The sequence below is a fragment of the Acidovorax sp. genome (assembly GCF_047607405.1).
Lineage (GTDB): Bacteria > Pseudomonadota > Gammaproteobacteria > Burkholderiales > Burkholderiaceae_C > Acidovorax.
Genome location: NZ_JASGDA010000053.1, coordinates 16,770 through 34,137, shown reverse-complemented (window position 1 = coordinate 34,137; position 17,368 = coordinate 16,770). Strand labels below are relative to the sequence as shown.

17 protein-coding genes are annotated in these 17,368 nt (G+C 70.6%); 7 read left to right on the top strand and 10 right to left on the bottom strand.

Going from position 1 to position 17,368, the window contains the following annotated elements; all coding sequences use genetic code 11:
- Window positions 1-27: 27 nt before the first annotated feature.
- Window positions 28-912, bottom strand: coding sequence for a YihY/virulence factor BrkB family protein (locus tag QM569_RS06495; protein WP_414986411.1), 885 nt, complete (start codon window positions 910-912; stop codon window positions 28-30).
- A 138-nt stretch (window positions 913-1,050) separates the two neighbouring features.
- Here QM569_RS06495 and QM569_RS06490 point away from each other — a divergent pair, with 138 nt between their 5' ends.
- Window positions 1,051-1,578 (top strand): shikimate kinase, encoded by a 528-nt coding sequence (locus QM569_RS06490; RefSeq protein ID WP_414986410.1) that lies wholly within the window; start codon window positions 1,051-1,053, stop codon window positions 1,576-1,578.
- A 72-nt stretch (window positions 1,579-1,650) separates the two neighbouring features.
- Window positions 1,651-2,856 (top strand): YbfB/YjiJ family MFS transporter, encoded by a 1,206-nt coding sequence (locus QM569_RS06485; protein ID WP_414986409.1) that lies wholly within the window; start codon window positions 1,651-1,653, stop codon window positions 2,854-2,856.
- A gap of 42 nt (window positions 2,857-2,898) precedes the next feature.
- On the opposite strand, the gene QM569_RS06480 is transcribed toward QM569_RS06485, so the two are convergent.
- The gene (locus QM569_RS06480) at window positions 2,899-3,588 is read right to left on the bottom strand and encodes a dienelactone hydrolase family protein (protein ID WP_414986408.1); all 690 of its coding nucleotides are present in this window, start codon (window positions 3,586-3,588) and stop codon (window positions 2,899-2,901) included.
- A gap of 120 nt (window positions 3,589-3,708) precedes the next feature.
- On the opposite strand from QM569_RS06480, the gene QM569_RS06475 reads away from it, so the two are divergent.
- Both QM569_RS06475 and QM569_RS06470 read left to right on the top strand, forming a co-directional pair.
- Window positions 3,709-4,344 carry a MarC family protein gene (locus QM569_RS06475; RefSeq protein WP_414986407.1) on the top strand — a complete coding sequence of 212 codons (636 nt, stop codon included), beginning with the start codon at window positions 3,709-3,711 and terminating at the stop codon, window positions 4,342-4,344.
- A gap of 242 nt (window positions 4,345-4,586) precedes the next feature.
- The gene (locus tag QM569_RS06470) at window positions 4,587-5,513 is read left to right on the top strand and encodes a DMT family transporter (protein ID WP_414986406.1); all 927 of its coding nucleotides are present in this window, start codon (window positions 4,587-4,589) and stop codon (window positions 5,511-5,513) included.
- 49 nt (window positions 5,514-5,562) lie between these two features.
- Here QM569_RS06470 and QM569_RS06465 read toward each other — a convergent pair whose 3' ends face one another.
- Window positions 5,563-6,132: a hypothetical protein gene (locus QM569_RS06465; protein WP_414986405.1), complete on the bottom strand. Its 570-nt coding sequence runs from the start codon at window positions 6,130-6,132 to the stop codon at window positions 5,563-5,565.
- A gap of 29 nt (window positions 6,133-6,161) precedes the next feature.
- Window positions 6,162-6,380 (bottom strand): CsbD family protein, encoded by a 219-nt coding sequence (locus QM569_RS06460; RefSeq protein WP_414986404.1) that lies wholly within the window; start codon window positions 6,378-6,380, stop codon window positions 6,162-6,164.
- 314 nt (window positions 6,381-6,694) lie between these two features.
- Between QM569_RS06460 and QM569_RS06455 the strand changes: the two genes are divergently transcribed.
- Together QM569_RS06455 and QM569_RS06450 are read left to right on the top strand one after the other, a co-directional pair.
- Entirely contained in the window at window positions 6,695-8,515 is a 1,821-nt protein-coding gene (locus QM569_RS06455) for a DUF1800 domain-containing protein (RefSeq protein WP_414986403.1), read from the top strand.
- 20 nt (window positions 8,516-8,535) lie between these two features.
- Entirely contained in the window at window positions 8,536-9,978 is a 1,443-nt protein-coding gene (locus QM569_RS06450; protein ID WP_414986402.1) for a DUF1501 domain-containing protein, read from the top strand.
- Window positions 9,979-9,997: 19 nt separating this feature from the next.
- Here the strand turns inward: QM569_RS06450 and QM569_RS06445 are convergent, their stop codons facing one another.
- From QM569_RS06445 to QM569_RS06430, 4 genes are read right to left on the bottom strand one after another with little or no spacing between them, the layout of a single operon-like run.
- Entirely contained in the window at window positions 9,998-10,675 is a 678-nt protein-coding gene (locus QM569_RS06445; RefSeq protein ID WP_414986401.1) for an ABC-type transport auxiliary lipoprotein family protein, read from the bottom strand.
- Window positions 10,676-10,684: 9 nt separating this feature from the next.
- The gene (locus QM569_RS06440; protein ID WP_414986400.1) at window positions 10,685-11,647 is read right to left on the bottom strand and encodes an MlaD family protein; all 963 of its coding nucleotides are present in this window, start codon (window positions 11,645-11,647) and stop codon (window positions 10,685-10,687) included.
- A complete protein-coding gene (locus tag QM569_RS06435; RefSeq protein ID WP_414986399.1) occupies window positions 11,647-12,465 on the bottom strand; it encodes an ABC transporter ATP-binding protein in 819 nt (272 codons plus the stop codon). Before QM569_RS06435 ends, QM569_RS06440 begins: the two co-directional genes overlap by 1 nt.
- Window positions 12,462-13,589 carry an MlaE family ABC transporter permease gene (locus QM569_RS06430; protein ID WP_414986398.1) on the bottom strand — a complete coding sequence of 376 codons (1,128 nt, stop codon included), beginning with the start codon at window positions 13,587-13,589 and terminating at the stop codon, window positions 12,462-12,464. The genes QM569_RS06435 and QM569_RS06430 overlap by 4 nt, the downstream gene beginning before the upstream one ends.
- 193 nt (window positions 13,590-13,782) lie before the next feature.
- Between QM569_RS06430 and QM569_RS06425 the strand changes: the two genes are divergently transcribed.
- On the top strand, window positions 13,783-15,462 hold the full coding sequence (locus tag QM569_RS06425) for a GMC family oxidoreductase (RefSeq protein ID WP_414986397.1): 1,680 nt from the start codon (window positions 13,783-13,785) through the stop codon (window positions 15,460-15,462).
- Between the two features lies 1 nt (window position 15,463).
- Here the strand turns inward: QM569_RS06425 and QM569_RS06420 are convergent, their stop codons facing one another.
- The gene (locus tag QM569_RS06420) at window positions 15,464-15,781 is read right to left on the bottom strand and encodes a hypothetical protein (RefSeq protein WP_414986396.1); all 318 of its coding nucleotides are present in this window, start codon (window positions 15,779-15,781) and stop codon (window positions 15,464-15,466) included.
- 7 nt (window positions 15,782-15,788) lie between these two features.
- Window positions 15,789-17,129, bottom strand: a complete 1,341-nt coding sequence (locus QM569_RS06415; protein WP_414986395.1) for an ammonium transporter — start codon at window positions 17,127-17,129, stop codon at window positions 15,789-15,791.
- Window positions 17,130-17,368: the final 239 nt, after the last annotated feature.

Sequence of the window (17,368 nt, the reverse complement as noted above, 5' to 3'; positions counted from 1 at the left end):
GGGCCTGTAAAGGACGTAAGAGCGTGTTTACCAAGTGTCCTGGGACTGGAACGCGCGGGCGCAGCTCGCCGAGAACAGCAGCACGGCCGACGAGAAGTAGATCCACATCAGCAGCACCACCAACGACCCCGCCGCGCCATAGGCCGACACCACGGCGGCGGTGGACAGGTACCAGGCCAGCAGTTGCTTGCCCACGGTGAACAGCGCCGCCCCCACCACGGCCCCGGCCACGAGGCAGCGCGCGGGCGGCTTGGGCCCCACGCCGATGCGCATCAGCCCCACGAACAGCGCCACGGCAAAGCCGTAGGCCACGGCCTCGTTGACGAGCTGCATGGCGGGCGCCAGCGGCGCAAACGGCAGGTGCGCGCCCGCCCAGTGGGCCAGCAGGTTGATCAGCGTGGACATCGCCAGCGACACCAGCAGCAAAAAGCCCAGCGCCAGCACGTAGGCCAGCCCGCGCAGGCGCAGCGACGCCATGCGCCACCAGGCGGCGCGCAGCGGCGCGGGGCCGTCGCCGCGCCACAGGCGCTCCAGGGCCGACTGCAGCTCCACGAACACCCCCGTGGCGCCCGACACCAGCACCACGAAGCCCACCAGCGACGCCAGCCGCCCCTGGGCAGGCGCCCGCGCGCTGGCCAGGGCCTGCCGCACCACGTCGGCCACCTGCTGCCCCATGACGGCCTGCACCTGGGTGATGAGGTTGGTTTCGAGGTAGCCCCGGTCCAGCCACCAGCCCAGCACGCCCACGAGCAGCAACAGCAGGGGCGCCAGGCTCAACATGCCGTAGAACGACATGGCCGCGCTCATGCGCAGGCCCTCGGCGTCCAGCCACAGCTGGGTGGCATGCCAGAAGGGCTGGGCAACGCGCAGGGCGCGGTGTACCAGGGAGGGCGCAGCGGCGTCATCGGTCATGCGGCAAGCCTACGGGCGCGGCGGCGGCGCGTCCACCCGCAAAGCGCGCCTGCGGGGGTAGGCCGACGCCGACACCGCGCCTTGCGACACTGCGCCTTACACTCGGCAGCCCTGACCCCATACAACCCCCATCCACCCATGCAGATTCGCTGCGCACTGGTCGGCATGCCCGGCTCGGGCAAATCCACCGTCGGCCGGCAACTGGCCCACCGCGTCGGCGTGCCCTTCGTCGATCTGGACCACCGGCTGGAGCGCATCATCGGCACCAGCATCCGCAGCTTCTTCGAGACCGAGGGCGAGGCGCGCTTTCGCGACCTGGAGTCGCAGGTGCTGGCCGAGTCGGCCAGCGAGAGCGGCGGCATGGTGCTGTCCACCGGCGGCGGCGCCGTGTTGCGCCCCGAGAACCGCGCGGCCCTGCGCGCGTTCGGCACCGTGCTCTACCTGCGCGCCGCGCCCGAGGAGATCTACCGGCGCGTGCGCCACGACAAGTCGCGCCCGCTGCTGCAGGGCGGCAACCCCATGGACAAGCTGCGCGACCTGTACGCCCAGCGCGACGGCCTGTACCGCGAAACTGCCCACTACGTGATCGAGACCGGTCGCCCCACGGTACACACGCTGGTCAACATGGTCATGATGCAGTTGGAGATGGCGGGCCAGGACGCGTAGCAACTGCGCGGTGAACACCGGGTGGTGTCCAGTGCCTCGCCAAGATCACAGGCTGCCCCTGCCGCAATGCCCATGCCCTCCGCTTCCCCCTTGCACGTCGCCCTGGCGGGCATGGCCGCGCTGGCAGCGGCCATGGGCATAGGCCGCTTCGCCTTCACGCCCCTGCTGCCCATGATGCTGCGCGACGGCGTGGTGGACATCGCCACCGGCAGCTGGCTCGCCACCGCCAACTACGCAGGCTACCTGGCGGGTGCGCTGCTCTACATGGGCCTGCCCTGGCTGGGCCGCCGCTGGGCGGGCACGCCGGGCAACGCCGCCCTGGTGCGCGGCGGGCTGGTCGCCACCGCCTTGCTGACCGTGGCGCTGGCCCTGCCCTGGCCCGCGCTGTGGCCGCTGATGCGGTTCCTCGCGGGCGTGGCCAGCGCCACGGTGTTCCTGGGCATGGTCAACTGGTGCATGGCGCGGTTGGCGCGCCTGGGCAAACCGGCCATGGGCGGGCTGATCTTCTGCGGCCCGGGGCTGGGCATCTTCGCCACGGGCCTGCTGACCAGCGCCATGGTGGCTGCGGGCTGGAGCGCGGCCATGGGCTGGGCCATGTTCGCGTTGCTGGCCGCCGTGCTGTGTGCGCTGGTGTGGCCCACCGTGCGGGGCGGCGAACCGCTGGCGGGCCCGGCGGCAGGCGCGGTGACTGCTCCGCCGCCGCACCCCGCCGCAGAGCGCGCCCTGCTCGCCATCGCCTACGGCCTGGCGGGCCTGGGCTACATCGTCACCGCCACCTTCCTGCCCGTGATCGCGCGTGCCGCTTTGCCCGCGGGCTCGGTCTGGCCCGACCTGTTCTGGCCCCTGTTCGGCGCGGGCGTGGCGCTGGGCGCGCTGCTGTCCACGCGCATCGATCCCACGCGCGACCGGCGCGTGCTGCTGGCCGGGGCCTACCTGCTGCAAGCGGCGGCCATCGGCCTGGGGCTGCTGTGGCCGGGGCGCGCGGGCTTTGCGCTGGGCAGCCTGCTGCTGGGGCTGCCGTTCACGGCCATCACCTTCTTCGCGCTGCAGGAGGCGCGCCACCAGTGGCCGCAGGCCGGGGCGGGCTTCACCGGGCTGCTGACCGCGCTGTACGGCATCGGCCAGATCGCGGGGCCGCCCATGGCCGCGTGGCTGCTGGGGCAGGCGGGGTCGCAGGCGCAGGGCTTCGACTGGGCGCTGGCCGTGGCAGCAGCTGCGCTGGTGCTGGGGGCGGGGCTTTACGCCTTCATGGTGTGGCGATGGTGTCAAAAAGAATAGCTGCAAGCCCTTGCTGAATAAGGGCTAGAAGCTTGAAAGGCTTCAAACCAGGTGCCTGTCGAAGAACGCCAGCGTGCGGTCGCGCGCGGCCATGGCGGCGGCCTCGTCGTAGCTGCCGCGCTGGTCGCAGTTGAAGCCGTGGTCCGCGTCGTAGATGTGGACCTCGACCTCGGGGTGGGCGCGGGCAAAGGCCTGTACGCTGTCCAACGGAATCCAGTGGTCGCGCTGGCCGAAGTGCGCCAGCACCGGCACCTGCGGCTGGCGCGCCGTCTCGTCGGCCGATGTCATGCCGCCGCCGTAGTAGGGCACCGCCGCCGACAGCCCCTGCAGCGTGCAGGCCGCGCGCCAGGCCAGCAGCCCGCCCCAGCAGAAGCCCACGATGCCCACCTTGCGCCCGCTGACCCGCGCCGCGTGGTCGATGGCGGCCTGGATGTCGGGCATCACCCCCGCGCCAGGCAGCGCCTCGGCGGCGGCCTTGAGCGCGAGGCCCGTGGCCATGTCTTGCGGCCCATAGCCCAGGTCCACGCCGGGTTGCACGCGCGCGAAGGTGGCGGGCGCCACGGCCAGGTAGCCGCGCGCCGCGAAGCGGTCGGCCACGGCGCGGATGTGTACGTTCACGCCAAAGATTTCCTGCAGCACCACCACCGCGCCGCGCGGCGCCGCGTCAGGCTCGGCCACCCAGGCGGGCACCGTGAATCCGTCGCCAGACACCAGATCGACAAACTGTCCCATGCCGTTGCTCCTCATGAACATTTACGATGCGCCATTCTTGCAGGAGACGGCCATTCGTTTGGTGTCTTTTGCGTCGCCCTACACCACCATGTCACTCCTTGAAGTCTCCGGAAGCCGTTGATGGACCTCAAGCCCCTCATCACCCTGCTCGCCATCGTCAACCCGCTGGCCATCGTGCCGTTCTTCATCCACTACACGCAGGGCTTCTCCGGCGCGCAGCGGCGGCGCACCATCCAGGTGGCGGCGTTCAGCGCGTTCTGCGTGATCGCGGCCTGCGCGCTGCTGGGGCTGCAGATCCTGGACTTCTTCAACATCTCGCTGCAAAGCTTTCAGGTGGGCGGCGGCATGCTGCTGCTCATCAGCGCCATGAACATGCTCAACGCGCAGCCCGCAGAGGCCAAGCCCCACACGCACGACCTGGAAGAAGGCGCCGAGAAGGCGGCGGCGGGCAGCAGCATCGCCGTGGTGCCGCTCACCATTCCGCTGCTCACGGGGCCGGCCAGCATGTCCACCGTGGTGATTTATGCCGACCGCGCCCAGACCTTCTGGCAGCACGCCGCGCTGGTGGGCTACGGCGTGGTGATCGGGCTGGCCACGGCCGTGTGCTTTGCGCTGGCCGAGCCCATCGCGCGCGTGCTGGGCAAGACCGGCATCAACGTGATGACGCGGCTCATGGGCCTGATCCTGGCCGCGCTGGCGGTGGAGGTGATGGCCGAGGGGCTGGGCAAGCTGTTCCCCGTACTCGTCGGCAAGTGACCGCCGGGGCTGCGCGTCACGCTGACGTTTCAATAAACGGAGATCTCGCCCGCAGGCTCCCAGCGCCACGCACCCTGCAGCAGCGTGGGCCGCTCGCGCGCCGCCCGCCAGACCTGCTGGCGCATCAGCGTTTCCTCGGTGCCCGTGCGGTTCTTGCACCGCGCCTCGAAGCGGATGTGTCATGGCGCCCTTCAGGAGCCTCTGCACGAATCGAGCGGTAGTAATGGGCTACGCTCGGCGCCATGCCGTCTTCATCCGCATCGCCCGCACGCGCCACGCCCTGGGCCTGGCTGAGCCACCGCCCGGCGCTGCTGCTCATCGTCACCACCCTCATCTGGGGCAGCAATGCGGTCGCCGCGCGCCTGGCGGTGGGGCACGTCTCGCCCATGGTGCTGACCACCGCGCGCTGGTCGGTCGCCTGCATTGCGCTGTGGTTCGTGGCGCGGCGGGCGCTGGTGGCCGACTGGCCGCTGCTGCGCCCGCGCTGGCGCTACCTGTCGGTGATGGGCGTGGCGGGCTTTACCGGCTTCAATGCGCTGTACTACACCGCCGCCCACCATACGGGCGCCGTCAACCTGACCATCATCCAGGGCGTGGTGCCCGTGCTGGTGCTGCTGGGCGGCGCCGTGGTGCTGCGCCTGCGCGTGTCGGCCCTGCAGGCGCTGGGCGTGGCGCTGACGCTGGCGGGCGTGGCGGTGGTGGCGTCGCGCGGGCAGTGGTCGGTGCTGCGCGCGCTGGACCTGAACGCGGGCGACGTGGGCGTGCTGCTGGCCTCGCTGCTGTACGCGGGCTACACGCTGGGCCTGCGCGCCCGGCCTGCGGTGTCGCCGCTGGTGTTCTTTGCCGCTGCCGCCGCCGTGGCGGCGCTGGCCTCGCTGCCGCTGCTGGCCTGGGAGGTGGCGGCGGGCCAGTGCTTCTGGCCCACGCCGCAGGGCTGGCTGATCATTCTGTACGTGGGGCTGCTGCCCTCGTTCGTGTCGCAGATCACGTTCATCCGCGCGGTGGAGTTGATCGGCCCGGCGCGCGCCGGGGTGTTCTACAACCTCACCCCGGTGTTCGGGCCCGCCCTGGCCGTGCTGGTGCTGGGCGAGCCGCTGCGCCTGTACCACGTGGCGGCGCTGGCCATGGTGCTGGGCGGCATCTGGGTGGCTGAGCGGCTCAAGCCCTGAAGCCCCCACAGCCCTGCCAGTACCCCGGCGACATCGCCGCCCAGGGGTGTCAGTGCTTGCTGTACATCCACTTCATGTCGTCCACGCACTTGGACTTGGCGTCGCCCGACAGCGCGTCGCAGCGCTCCTTGGCGGCCTTGTAGCCGGCCTCGTTCTTCTCGGCGGCTGCTTCCTTGCGGACCTCGGCCACGTCGGCGGGGTTGACGTGGGGCTTGGCCTCGGCGGCGGCGACCTTGGCGTCTTCCTTGGCCCGGACGCGGGCGGCCTTGGCGTCCTTCACGCAGACATCCTTGTCATTGCCTTTGAGGTCGTCGCACTTTTCCTTGGCGACTTCGTAAGCGGCATCGGCGCGTGCGTCGGCCACCTTGTGGCTGGCCTCGGCGCCGGGCTTGTGCCGGGCTTGCAGCTCGGCCTTGGCAACGGCGCGCTTGCCCTTGGCCTCCTTGGCGCAGATGTCGCGGGCGTTGCCCTTGAGGCTGCCGCAGTGCTGCTTGTCTGCCTTGTATTCGGCGGCGATGTGACCCTTGGCGGCCTTGTATTCGGTGTCCGTCAGGGCCAGGGCCGAGGTGGCGAGCAGGCCCGCAGCCACGGCGGCGATCAGGGTGCGTGCGTGTGTCATGGCGCTTTCTCCCGGGTTCGTTGCGCGGGTCAGTCGTCGAAGCGGAAGTCGGGGTGGCGGCTCTGCCATTCCTTGAGCTGCTTCTCGGCCGCGTCGCGGGCGATGCCCAGGCGCTCCTGCAGCTTGCCCAGGAACTGCTCGCGCTTGCCGTCGATCACGTCCAGGTCGTCGTTGGTGAGCTTGCCCCACTGCTCGATCAGCTTGCCCTTGAACTGCTTCCAGTTGCCCTTGATGGTGTCTTCGTTCATGGTGTGTGTCCTTCTGAATTGATCGCCCTCGCCGTCCACCCGGAGTGCGTGGAAATCTTGCGTGCTGCGATGGTTTCCACTGTAGGAGCGGTGGCGCGCGGGCGCCGTAGGCCGGGCCACGCAACGCGCGTCGGTGCAGGACTACGGCGTGCCGGATGCGGCAAAGCGTGGCCGTGGCAGCTGCGTGGCGTTGCGCCTGGAAACATCTGTTTCCACATCGAACACGCTCCCGCGTAAGTTTGCGCGGCTATCTTGGGTCGTTGCACCGCCGTGCGCGGCAGCCAGGCCCCCACCCTTTCCACTCCCTTCCCCCCATGCCCCACGATAACGAACAGGCCGCCGTTGCCGCTGCCGCCGATCCTTCTGACAGCGCTTTCGCTCCCTCGGCGCGCGCGGCTGCCGCGCTGGCAGCGTCCAGCCTGGCGCTGGCGGCATGCGGGGGCGGGGGCGATGCGTCCTCCGCCGCAGCGGGCGCTGACGGCGGCTCCTATGCCTATCCGGTGGCGCTGACGGACGCGCAAGCCGCGCGCTTTCTGCTGCACGCGCAGTTTTCGGCCTCCACCGCCGAGATCGCCACCGTGCGGGCCGTCGGCTACGCCGCCTGGCTGGACCAGCAGTTCGCCACGCCGCCATCGCAGACCGGCTGGGACTGGCTGAACGAGCGCGGCTACGGCCAGGCCAATGCCGCCACCAGCTTCTACGACAACGAATACCCGGGCGACTTCATGATCTGGCAGCAGCTCATCGCCTCGCCCGACGGCCTGCGCAAGCGCGTGGCGCTGGCGCTGTCCGAGATCTGCGTGGTGTCCCTCACCGGCCTGGACCTGCCCTGGCGCAGCCACATGATTGCCGCCTACTGGGACGTGCTGGCCGCCAACGCCTTCGGCAACTACCGCCAGTTGCTGGAGGACATCACGCTCAACGCCGCCATGGGCTACTACCTGAACACGCGCGGCAACCAGAAGGAAAACGCCGCCACGGGCCGCCAGCCCGACCAGAACTACGCGCGCGAGATCATGCAGCTGATGACCATCGGCCTGGCGCAGCTCAACCCCGACGGCACGCCCCGCCGCGACGGCGCGGGCAAGACGCTGGACACCTACACGCAGGACGACGTGGCCAACCTCGCGCGGGTGTTCACCGGCTACGACTTCGACCTCTCGCAGCATGCGCCGTCCACCGTGCCGGGCACCTCGCGGCAGATCCCCACCACGGCCTATGCGCGGCTGCCGATGGTGCTGAACGCCGCGCTTCATTCCCCGCTGGCCGCCACCTTCCTGGGCACCACCATCGCGGCCAACACGCCGGGGGCGGCGGCACTCAAGACCGCGCTGGACACGCTGTTCAACCACCCCAACGTGGGCCCCTTCATCGGCCGACAGCTCATTCAGCGGCTGGTGACGAGCAACCCCAGCCCCGCCTACGTGGCGCGCGTGGGCGCCGCCTTCGCCAACAACGGCGCGGGCGTGCGCGGCGACCTGCGCGCCGTGGTGCGCGCCATCCTGCTGGACGACGAGGCGCGCGGCCCCGAGGGCCTGTCGCAGCCGGGCTTCGGCAAGCTGCGCGAGCCCATGCTGCGCTTCGTGCAGTGGGGCCGCACCTTCGGCCTGAGTTCCGCTGCGGGCACCTGGAAAATCTATCAATTGGGCAACCCCAACACACAGCTGGGCCAGAGCCCGCTGCGCCCGCCCTCGGTGTTCAACTTCTTCCGGCCCGGCTACGTGCCGCCCGCCACGGCGCTGGCCGCCGAAGGCGCCGTGGCGCCCGAGTTCCAGCTGGTCAACGAGACCAGCGTGAGCGGCTACCTCAACTACATGCAGGGCGTGATCCGCTACGGCATCTACGTCAATGCGCCCGACCTGCCGCAAAACGCCAGCAACGCGCTCAACGGCTTCGACATCCAGGCTGCCTACACGGAGGAGCTGGCCATGGTCGCGGACGCCGACGCGCTGGTGGCGCGCATCAACCTGCTGATGTGTGCGGGCCAGCTTTCCGCCGCCACCGCCCGGCTCATCGCCGATGCGCTCAAGGCCACCAACGTCACGCAGGCCAGCTCCGACAACGCCCGGCGCGACCGCGTGGCCGCCGCCGTCTTCCTGGTGATGGCTTCGCCCGAATACCTCGTCCAGAAATAACCCACACCGGCCCGCGCCCCATGCACCTGCTCCAACCCCAACTGCACACCCGCCGCGCCTTCCTGCGCCGCAGTACCCAACTGGGCCTGGCGGGCACTGCCCTGCCCTTTGCGCTCAACCTCGCCGCCGTGGGTGAGGCCGCAGCGCTCACCGCCAGCGACTACAAGGCCCTGGTCTGCGTCTTCCTGTACGGCGGCAACGACTACGCCAACACCGTGGTCACCTACGACGAGGCCAGCTACAACCGCTACAGCGCCATACGCGGCGGCGGCGCGGGCCAGACGGCGGGCGGCATCGCGCTGGCCCGGGCCGCCCTGGCGCCCACGCTGCTCACCCCCGACACACCGCTGCCTGGCGGGCGCCAGTACGCGCTGCACCCCGCCATGGGCGGCCTGGCGGGCCTGTTCAACACCGGCAAGGCGGCCGTGCAGCTCAACGTGGGGCCGCTGGTGGTGCCGCTCACGCGCGCGCAGTACACCGCCAAGACGCAGCCCATACCGCCGCGCCTGTTCTCGCACAACGACCAGCAGTCGGTGTGGCAGTCCTCCTCGCCCGAAGGCTCCACCGTGGGCTGGGGCGGCAGCATCGGCGACCTGGCGCTGTCGTCCAACGGCAACTCGCTGTTCACGTGCATATCGGTCACGGGCAACGCGGTGTTCCTGTCGGGCAGCTCGGCCATCCAGTACCAGGTGGGCACCAACGGGGCGGTGGCCGTCAACGGCGTCAAGAACAACGTCTATGGCTCCAGCGCGGTGCGCGGCGCGCTGTCCACACTGATCCAGCAGCCCCGCACGCACCTGATGGAGAACGAATACACGCGCGTCACCGCCCGCTCCGTCGCCTCGTCCGACCAGATCGGCAGCGCGCTCGCGGGCGTGACGCTGGGCACGGCGTTTCCCACCGGCAACACGCTGGCCGACCAGCTCAAGACCGTGGCGCGCCTGATCGCCGGGCGCAGCGCCCTGGGCAACCAGCGGCAGGTGTTCATGGTGTCGCTGGGCGGGTTCGACCTGCACGACAACCTGATCGCGCAGCAGCCCGTGCTGATGCAGCGCGTGAGCGAGGCCATGACCGCGTTCTACAACGCCACGGTAGAGCTGGGCGTGGCCGACAAGGTGACGGCGTTCACCGCGTCGGACTTCGGCCGCACACTCACCTCCAACGGCGACGGCTCGGACCACGGCTGGGGCGGCCACCACCTGGTGGTGGGCGGCGCCGTGAAGGGTCGCGCGTTCTACGGCATCGCCCCGCCGGTGACCAACACCAACACCGCCGCGCCCGAGGACCAGACCCACGTCGGCCAGGGCATCCTGCTGCCCACTACCTCGGTGGACCAGTACGCGGCCACGCTGGCCAAGTGGTTCGGCGTCTCCGCCAGCGAACTGCCTCTCGTGCTGCCCAACATCGGCAACTTTGGCGGCACGGACTACCCGGTGGACCTGGGGTTCCTGCAGGCGTCGTGAGTGCCGTGCCGGGCCGTGTTCAGTGGCTTAACTGCTCCACCCACTGCGCCAGCTCCTGCGCCAGCTGCGTGGACGCCTCGGCCAGTGCCGCCACGCCGCCTGCGGCGTCGGCGCTGCGGGCCGGTGTGCGGGCGATGAAGACGCGCTGCCCGCGCAGCGATTCACCCGCCGGGGTCAGGGCGACCACGGTGGCGCGCAGGCGCACCACGCCCGTGCTGTCGGCGGGGGTGGCGAAGATGTGGCTGAACTCCTCCAGCTCCGTGCGCAGCACCAGGGGCAGCGCGCCGCCCTGGGCCGCGTCGCGGGCCTGCGCGGCGCCGTCGTCGGGCTTGAGGATGGCGCGCCGCTGGCCGAGCTGTTCGCGCAGGCGCTGCTGCACCAGTTGCGCGGGTGGCTGGCTCCAGCGGGCCTGGCTGTAGGGGCGCAGTTGCTGGCTGTCGGAATAGGCCAGGCGGTACAGCACGGCGTTGCTGCCCTCGGGCAGGCCGGGCGCGTCCACGTCGGCCAGTGCCAGCGGGGGCAGCGGCGCTTGGCTGCTGGCGGGCGCGGGGGCCAGCGCGCCGGGGCCGAAGTCGTACAGCACGGGGCGCGAGGGCGGCGTGGGCAGGGCCGAGCAGCCTGCCAGGAATATCAAGCAAAAAAGGGCTGCAGCGCTTGCTGGACGGGCACCAGCAGCTATGTTTTTGATAGTTGTCATACTCACTCCTCAGGGCGCAAAGCCTGGCTCGCCCGGGCCGGGCGGTATGCGGCCCGAGCCGTAGATGAACAGTTGCGGGTTGTCGGAGACGCCGCCCGCCGTGCGGCCGAGCTGGCGCGCGGCGCGTGCGGTGTCGTCGGCGGCGCGGTTCAGGCGCGGCAGGGTGGAGATGGCGAACTGGTCTGCCGCGCGCGCCAGGGCCTGCGTGCCCTGGCCGATCTGGTCGATGGGGCCGCCCTGGGCGCTCAGGCGCTGCGTGGTCTGGCCGATGTCGGCCGCCAGCGCGGTCACGCCGTCGCCCGCCTGCCGCAGCGCCTGCAGGGTCTTGCGCGCGTCGCTGGCCAGGGGCGGCAGGGCGGCCAGGGCCGGGTCCAGGCGCTGGGTCACCGTGGCGTCGAGCCGCTCGGTGAGCGCGTTCGCGCCTGCGGCGGCCTGGGCGATGCTGCCCAGGGCGTCGCTGAGTTTCTGCTGGTTGTCGTCGGAGAGCAGCTGGTTGACGCGGCGCGTGGCTTCCTCGACCTGGACGAGGATGTTGGGCACCTGCTCGGCGATGCGGCCAAAGGGCGACGGCCTGATGGGCAGGCGCGGCAGGCCGCTGGGGCCGGGGGGCGGCGCGGGCTGGGGCTGGTCGGCGTCGTCCAGCAGCACGTGGGCGAGGCCCGTGACGCCCTGGTAGCCCAGCACGGCGAAGGTGGTGGGGCTGATGGGCGCCTGCTCGTTGACGGCAATGCGGATGAGCACGTTGCCGCTGATCTGCGGGTCGAACCCGATGCGCGTGACCTTGCCCACGGCCACGCCCTTGTAGCGCACCGCCGCCTGGGGTTGCAGGCCGCTCACGCCGTCCTTGGTGGACAGCTCGTATTGCTCGTAGTGGGTGTTGTCGCGCGTGAGCCAGAGGGTCAGGCCCGCCAGCATGGCGGCCACCACCAGCACGAAGATGCCCGCGGCGAGGGCGTGGGATTTGTTTTCCATCAGGGGGTTTCCTTGTCCGGGGCGGGGGCCATGGCGCGCTGGCCGCGTTCGCCCATGAAGAAGTGCTCGATGAAGGGGTGCTTGAAATGCGCCACATCGTGCGGCGGGCCGGTGACGATGACCTTTTTATCGGCCAGCACGGCCACGCGGGTGGACAGGGCGAACAGCGTGTCCAGGTCGTGCGTGACCATGATGACCGTCAGGCCCAGCGCCGCGCGCAGCTCGCGCAGCAGGGCGCAGAAGTCGTCGGAGCTGCTCGGGTCCAGCCCCGCCGTGGGTTCGTCGAGCAGCAGCAGGGGCGGGTCCATGATGAGGGCGCGCGCCAGCGCCACGCGCTTGACCATGCCGCCCGACAGGTCGGCGGGCATGCGCGTGGCGTGCTCGGGCTTGAGGCCCACCATTTGCAGCTTGACCAGAGCGGCGTCGCGCACGAGGTCGTCGGGCAGCGTGCCCTGCTCGCGCAGCGCGAAGGCGATGTTGTCGAGCACGCTGAAGGCCGAGAACAGCGCGCCGTGCTGGAACAGCATGCCCACGCGGCTGGCCGCGCCCTCGCGCCCCATTTCGCTGGCCGGGCGGCCCAGCACGGTGACGCTGCCGCGCGTGGGCTGGGCCAGGCCCAGTATCTGGCGCAGCAGCACCGTCTTGCCGGTGCCCGAGCCGCCCACGAGCGAGAGCATTTCGCCGCGCTGCACGGTGAATTCCAGGTCCTGGTGGACGGCGAAGGCGTCCCGGCCCTTGCCGAACACCGTCCACAGGCCGTGGACTTCAACCACGGGCGGCTCGTTCGCATCGACGGGGATGGGTTCGGGCGTGCTCATATGCCGATGTTTTTGAAGGCGATGGCGAACACCGCGTCCACGATGATGACGGTGGTGATGGACGTGACCACGGATGCCGTGGTGCCCTCGCCCAGGCTCTGCGTGTTGGGCTTGACGCGCAGGCCCCAGTGGCAGCCGATGAGCGCGATGGCCGCGCCGAACACCACCGCCTTGGCCACGGCCAGCCCCAGGCTGCCCACCTTCACGGCGGCGGGCAGCGCCTGCACGAAGTAGGAGGGCGAGATGTCCATGGCGATGTCCGCCGCCAGCATGCCCCCGGCCAGCGCGGCCAGCGTGGTCCATACGCTGATGAGCGGCATGGCCAGCGCCAGGGCCAGGGTGCGCGGCATCACCAGCCGAAAGCCGTGCGGGATGCCCATGACGCTCATGGCGTCCAGCTCCTCGGTCACGCGCATCACGCCGATCTGCGCGGTGATGGCCGAGCCCGAGCGCCCCGCCACCAGGATGGCCGCGAGCATGGGCCCCAGCTCGCGGATCAGCGAGATGCCCAGGATGTTGACGATGAACGACTCGGCGCCGAACTGGCGCAGTTGCAGGCTCATCAGGTAGGCCAGCACCACGCCGATCAGAAAGCCCACCAGCGCCGTGATGGGCAGCGCCGTGGCGCCCATGCGGTACAGGTGGCCCGACACGTCGCGCCACGGCGCCCGGCGCGGGTTGCGCGCCAGGCGCAGCAGGTCGAGCAGGAGCTGGCCCACCATTTCGAGCATGTGGCGCGCATGGTCCAGGCCGTGCAGCACCAGCACGCCCAGGTGGTCCACCTGCGCGGACAGGCGCCAGCGGTCGGGCGGCGGCGGCTCGGCCAGGGTGAAGCCCGCCACGCGCGTGAGGATGTCGCGCTGCTGGTCGGTGCAGTCGAACTGCGCGGGCCAGGCGCGCTGCCAGTGGTTCCACAGCAGTTGCGCGCCCACGTGGTCCAGCCACTGCAGCGGGCGCAGGTCCCAGCCCAGGGACGGCGCGGCGGGGTGCTCGCGCAGTTGCGCGGCCACCGCCTTCCACTGCGCCGGGCTGCCCAGCTCGGCCGCGCCCCAGCGCCCATGCAGCTGCGCACGGGGGCCGTCGGGCGTGTCGGCAAGGTGGATGCGCGGCGCGGAGTCGGTCATGTCGTGTTACAGAACGGAAAGCGCATGGTAGCGGAGGCACGCCGGGGTGCCGCGTAGGAATTGCGCCCGCGTCGATATTTTGAACCAAATTGGCCTCTAGCGCTTACCACATAAGCACAAGCAGCTATTGTTTCAATAGCAATCAGTACCCGCCCCATCGACATCCGCCGGGCGGCCCGCACAATCACCGCCCATGAGCGACACCACGTTTGACACCATCATCATCGGCGGCGGCACCGCCGGGGCCCTGCTGTGCAACCGCCTGAGCGCCGACCGCCGCCACCGCGTGCTGCTGATCGAGGCAGGCCGCAAGGACGACTACCACTGGATCCACATCCCCGTGGGCTACCTGTACTGCATCGGCAACCCGCGCACCGACTGGCTCTACCAGACCGAGCCCGACGCGGGCCTGAACGGCCGCACGCTGCGCTACCCGCGCGGCAAGACGCTGGGCGGCTGCAGCAGCATCAACGGCATGATCTACATGCGCGGCCAGGCGCGCGACTACGACCACTGGGCCGAGCTGACGGGCGACGCGCGCTGGCGCTGGGACAACGCCCTGCCGTACTTTCGCCGCCACGAGGACCACTGGCGCCTGGACAGGCCCGAGGGCGTGAGCGAGAGCTTCCAGCGCCTGCACGGCAACAAGGCCACGGGCAGCACTGGCGAATGGCGCGTGGAAAAGCAGCGCCTGCGCTGGGACGTGCTGGACGCCTTCGCCCAGGCCGCGCAGCAGGCGGGCATACCGGCCACTGAGGACTTCAACGGCGGCAGCAACGAGGGCGTGGGCTACTTCGAGGTGAACCAGAAGGCGGGCTGGCGCTGGAACACGGCCAAGGCCTTCCTGCGGCCCACCTGCTACGGGCGGCCCAACTTCGAGATGTGGACCAGCGCGCAGGCCGCCAGGCTCGTCATCGAGACCCAGCCCGACGGCACGCGCCGCTGCACCGGCGTGCAGGTGTGGGACGGGCGCGAGATGGTGACGGCCCACGCCACCGGCGAGGTGATCCTGAGCGCGGGGGCCATCAACTCGCCGCAGCTGCTGCAACTGTCGGGCATCGGCCCCGCCGCACTGCTGCGCCAGCACGGCATCGCCGTGGTGCAGGACCTGCCCGGCGTGGGCGCCAACCTGCAGGACCATCTACAGATCCGCGCCGTGTACAAGGTGCAGGGCGTGCCCACGCTCAACACCCTGGCGAACTCGCTGTGGGGCAAGGCCCGCATCGGCCTGGAATACGTGGCCAAGCGCAGCGGCCCGATGAGCATGGCGCCGTCGCAGCTCGGCGCCTTCACGCGCAGCAGCCCCGACATGGCGCACCCCAACATCCAGTACCACGTGCAGCCGCTGTCGCTCGACGCGTTTGGCGAGCCGCTGCACGGCTTTCCGGCGTTCACGGCCAGCGTGTGCAACCTCAACCCCACGAGCCGGGGCACGGTGCAGATCAAGAGCGCGGATTTCAAGGCCGCGCCCGCCATCGCCCCCCACTACCTCAGCACGCCCGAGGACCGCAAGGTGGCCGCCGACAGCCTGCGCGTGACGCGCCGCATCGCCGCCCAGCCCGCGCTCGCCAAGTACCAGCCGCAGGAGTGGAAGCCCGGCGTGCAGTTCGAGAGCGACGAAGACCTGGCCCGCCTGGCGGGCGACATCGCCACCACCATCTTCCACCCCGTGGGCACGACCCGGATGGGGCGCGACGATGACCCCATGGCCGTGCTCGACTCGCAACTGCGCGTGCGCGGCATCCAGGGCCTGCGCGTGGTGGACGCGGGCGCCATGCCCACCATCACCAGCGGCAACACCAACTCGCCCACGCTGATGATCGCGGAGAAGGCGGCAGAGTGGATCATTCAAGCCCGCAAGCAGCAGGGCTGATTCAGCGGATGCCGCCGATGTAGCGCGGCACCTCGGGCGGGGGCGACGCCATGCGCTGGCGCACCGCCTGCGCAGCCGTGTCCAGCAAGGGGCGGCGGGGTTCGGGCGGCGTTTCATGCACGGCCTGCTCCAGCCGCCCGGCCCACTCCGCCAGCTCGGGCGCGTTGTCTTGCACCGCGCGCTGGCGCGCAAAGCGCACGATCTCCAGCGCATAGTCGGCATTGGCGACCATCCACTCCGTGTCGGTCACGCGCCCGGCCTTGCGGCGCAGCAGCACGTGCAGGTGGGCGGCGATGGCGAGCCGGTCGGTTCCTGCCATGGCGTGCTCAACCCCCCAGACGCTCGCGGTGCTGGGCGATGTCCAGCCCGGTCAGTTCGCTCTGATCGTCCACCCGCAGGCCCATGGCGAAGTTGACGAGCCACAGCAGCGCAGCCGTCGCCACCAGGCTGTAGGCCAGGACGGCGCCCACCCCGATGGCCTGCACGGCCAGGCTGCCCGGCACGCCGCCCACCGTGCGGCTGGCCAGCACGCCCGTGAGCAGCGATCCCACAATGCCGCCGATGCCGTGTACGCCGAACACGTCCAGCGAGTCGTCGGCCCCCAGCAGGCGCTTGAGCCCCGTGGCGCCCCAGTAGCACGCGAGGCCCGCCACCAGGCCGATCACCAGCGCGGAGCGCAGCGTGACAAAGCCCGCCGCAGGCGTGATGGCGACCAGCCCCGCCACCAGGCCGGAGCACAGCCCCAGCAGCGAAGGCCGCCCGCGCACCACCCATTCACCCGCCATCCACGCCAGGGCGCCTGTTGCCGCCGCCACGTGCGTGACGGCCAGGGCCAGCCCGGCGCGCCCGTCCGCCGCCACGGCCGAGCCCGCGTTGAAGCCGAACCACCCCACCCACAGCAGGCCCGCGCCCGCCATGGTGAAGCCCAGGTTGTAGGGCTCGAACGCCTCGCGCCCGTAGCCCGTGCGGCGGCCCAGGAACCACGCGCACGCCAGCCCGGCCACGCCCGCGTTGACGTGTACCACGGAGCCGCCCGCAAAATCCAGAGCACCCATCTGCGCCAGCCAGCCGCCCGGCTCCCACACCCAATGGGCGATGGGCGCATAGACCACCAGCGTCCACAGGCCCACGAAGACCAGCATGGCCGAAAAGCGCATGCGCTCGACGAATGCGCCCACCAGCAGCGCCGCCGTGATGATGGCGAACGTGAGCTGGAACATGGCGTACACCGATTCGGGAATGCGCGGCGCCACGTGGCTCACGGAGAGCCGCCCCTGCTCCAGCTGGAACTCCAGCCCCGCGAAGCCAGCGCGGTCCAGCCCGCCCAGCCAGCCACTGCCCGGCGTGAAGGCCAGCGAGTACCCCGCCGCGAACCACAGCAGGCTGACCAGCGCGGCAATGGCGACCACGCAGGCCATGGTGTTGAGTACGTTCTTGCGGCGCACCATGCCCGCGTAGAACAGGGCCACGCCCGGCAGCGTCATCAGCAGCACCAGGGCGGTGGAGGTCATCATCCATGCGGTGTCCGCCGCATTGATCAGGTCGTGGCCCACCAGCGCGGGACGGGTGGGCGCGGGCGCGCTGCCCTGGGCCTGCGCGATGGCACACCACAGCCCCAGGCCCCACAACGACGCAACCGCAAAGACCCGGTGGTGGACTGCCCGCATGAAGCTTCCTTTTCGCAAGTGGTTACATGCTGCATTGCACAAGCCATGCCAGCGGCACGCTGCCCGCTCACGGAGCCGCGCCCGCCCCACAAGGGGGCGGGAAACTCCCAATGCACCAGCAGGGTGCGACCGTTACAGTGGCGGCACTCGAAAGCGCGCTTCGGTGTGCCAAGCGAGGGGCCGAGGAGACACTCTTTTTCTACCAAGAACCAAAACCAAGCACCCAACGAGGTGCAGCA

Bases quoted from the DNA above. Each gene is read 5' to 3' on its own strand.
- QM569_RS06495 (WP_414986411.1), bottom strand. From the start codon at position 912: ATGACCGATGACGCCGCTGCGCCCTCCCTGGTACACCGCGCCCTGCGC.
- QM569_RS06490 (WP_414986410.1), top strand. From the start codon at position 1,051: ATGCAGATTCGCTGCGCACTGGTCGGCATGCCCGGCTCGGGCAAATCC.
- QM569_RS06485 (WP_414986409.1), top strand. From the start codon at position 1,651: ATGCCCTCCGCTTCCCCCTTGCACGTCGCCCTGGCGGGCATGGCCGCG.
- QM569_RS06480 (WP_414986408.1), bottom strand. From the start codon at position 3,588: ATGGGACAGTTTGTCGATCTGGTGTCTGGCGACGGATTCACGGTGCCC.
- QM569_RS06475 (WP_414986407.1), top strand. From the start codon at position 3,709: ATGGACCTCAAGCCCCTCATCACCCTGCTCGCCATCGTCAACCCGCTG.
- QM569_RS06470 (WP_414986406.1), top strand. From the start codon at position 4,587: ATGCCGTCTTCATCCGCATCGCCCGCACGCGCCACGCCCTGGGCCTGG.
- QM569_RS06465 (WP_414986405.1), bottom strand. From the start codon at position 6,132: ATGACACACGCACGCACCCTGATCGCCGCCGTGGCTGCGGGCCTGCTC.
- QM569_RS06460 (WP_414986404.1), bottom strand. From the start codon at position 6,380: ATGAACGAAGACACCATCAAGGGCAACTGGAAGCAGTTCAAGGGCAAG.
- QM569_RS06455 (WP_414986403.1), top strand. From the start codon at position 6,695: ATGCCCCACGATAACGAACAGGCCGCCGTTGCCGCTGCCGCCGATCCT.
- QM569_RS06450 (WP_414986402.1), top strand. From the start codon at position 8,536: ATGCACCTGCTCCAACCCCAACTGCACACCCGCCGCGCCTTCCTGCGC.
- QM569_RS06445 (WP_414986401.1), bottom strand. From the start codon at position 10,675: ATGACAACTATCAAAAACATAGCTGCTGGTGCCCGTCCAGCAAGCGCT.
- QM569_RS06440 (WP_414986400.1), bottom strand. From the start codon at position 11,647: ATGGAAAACAAATCCCACGCCCTCGCCGCGGGCATCTTCGTGCTGGTG.
- QM569_RS06435 (WP_414986399.1), bottom strand. From the start codon at position 12,465: ATGAGCACGCCCGAACCCATCCCCGTCGATGCGAACGAGCCGCCCGTG.
- QM569_RS06430 (WP_414986398.1), bottom strand. From the start codon at position 13,589: ATGACCGACTCCGCGCCGCGCATCCACCTTGCCGACACGCCCGACGGC.
- QM569_RS06425 (WP_414986397.1), top strand. From the start codon at position 13,783: ATGAGCGACACCACGTTTGACACCATCATCATCGGCGGCGGCACCGCC.
- QM569_RS06420 (WP_414986396.1), bottom strand. From the start codon at position 15,781: ATGGCAGGAACCGACCGGCTCGCCATCGCCGCCCACCTGCACGTGCTG.
- QM569_RS06415 (WP_414986395.1), bottom strand. From the start codon at position 17,129: ATGCGGGCAGTCCACCACCGGGTCTTTGCGGTTGCGTCGTTGTGGGGC.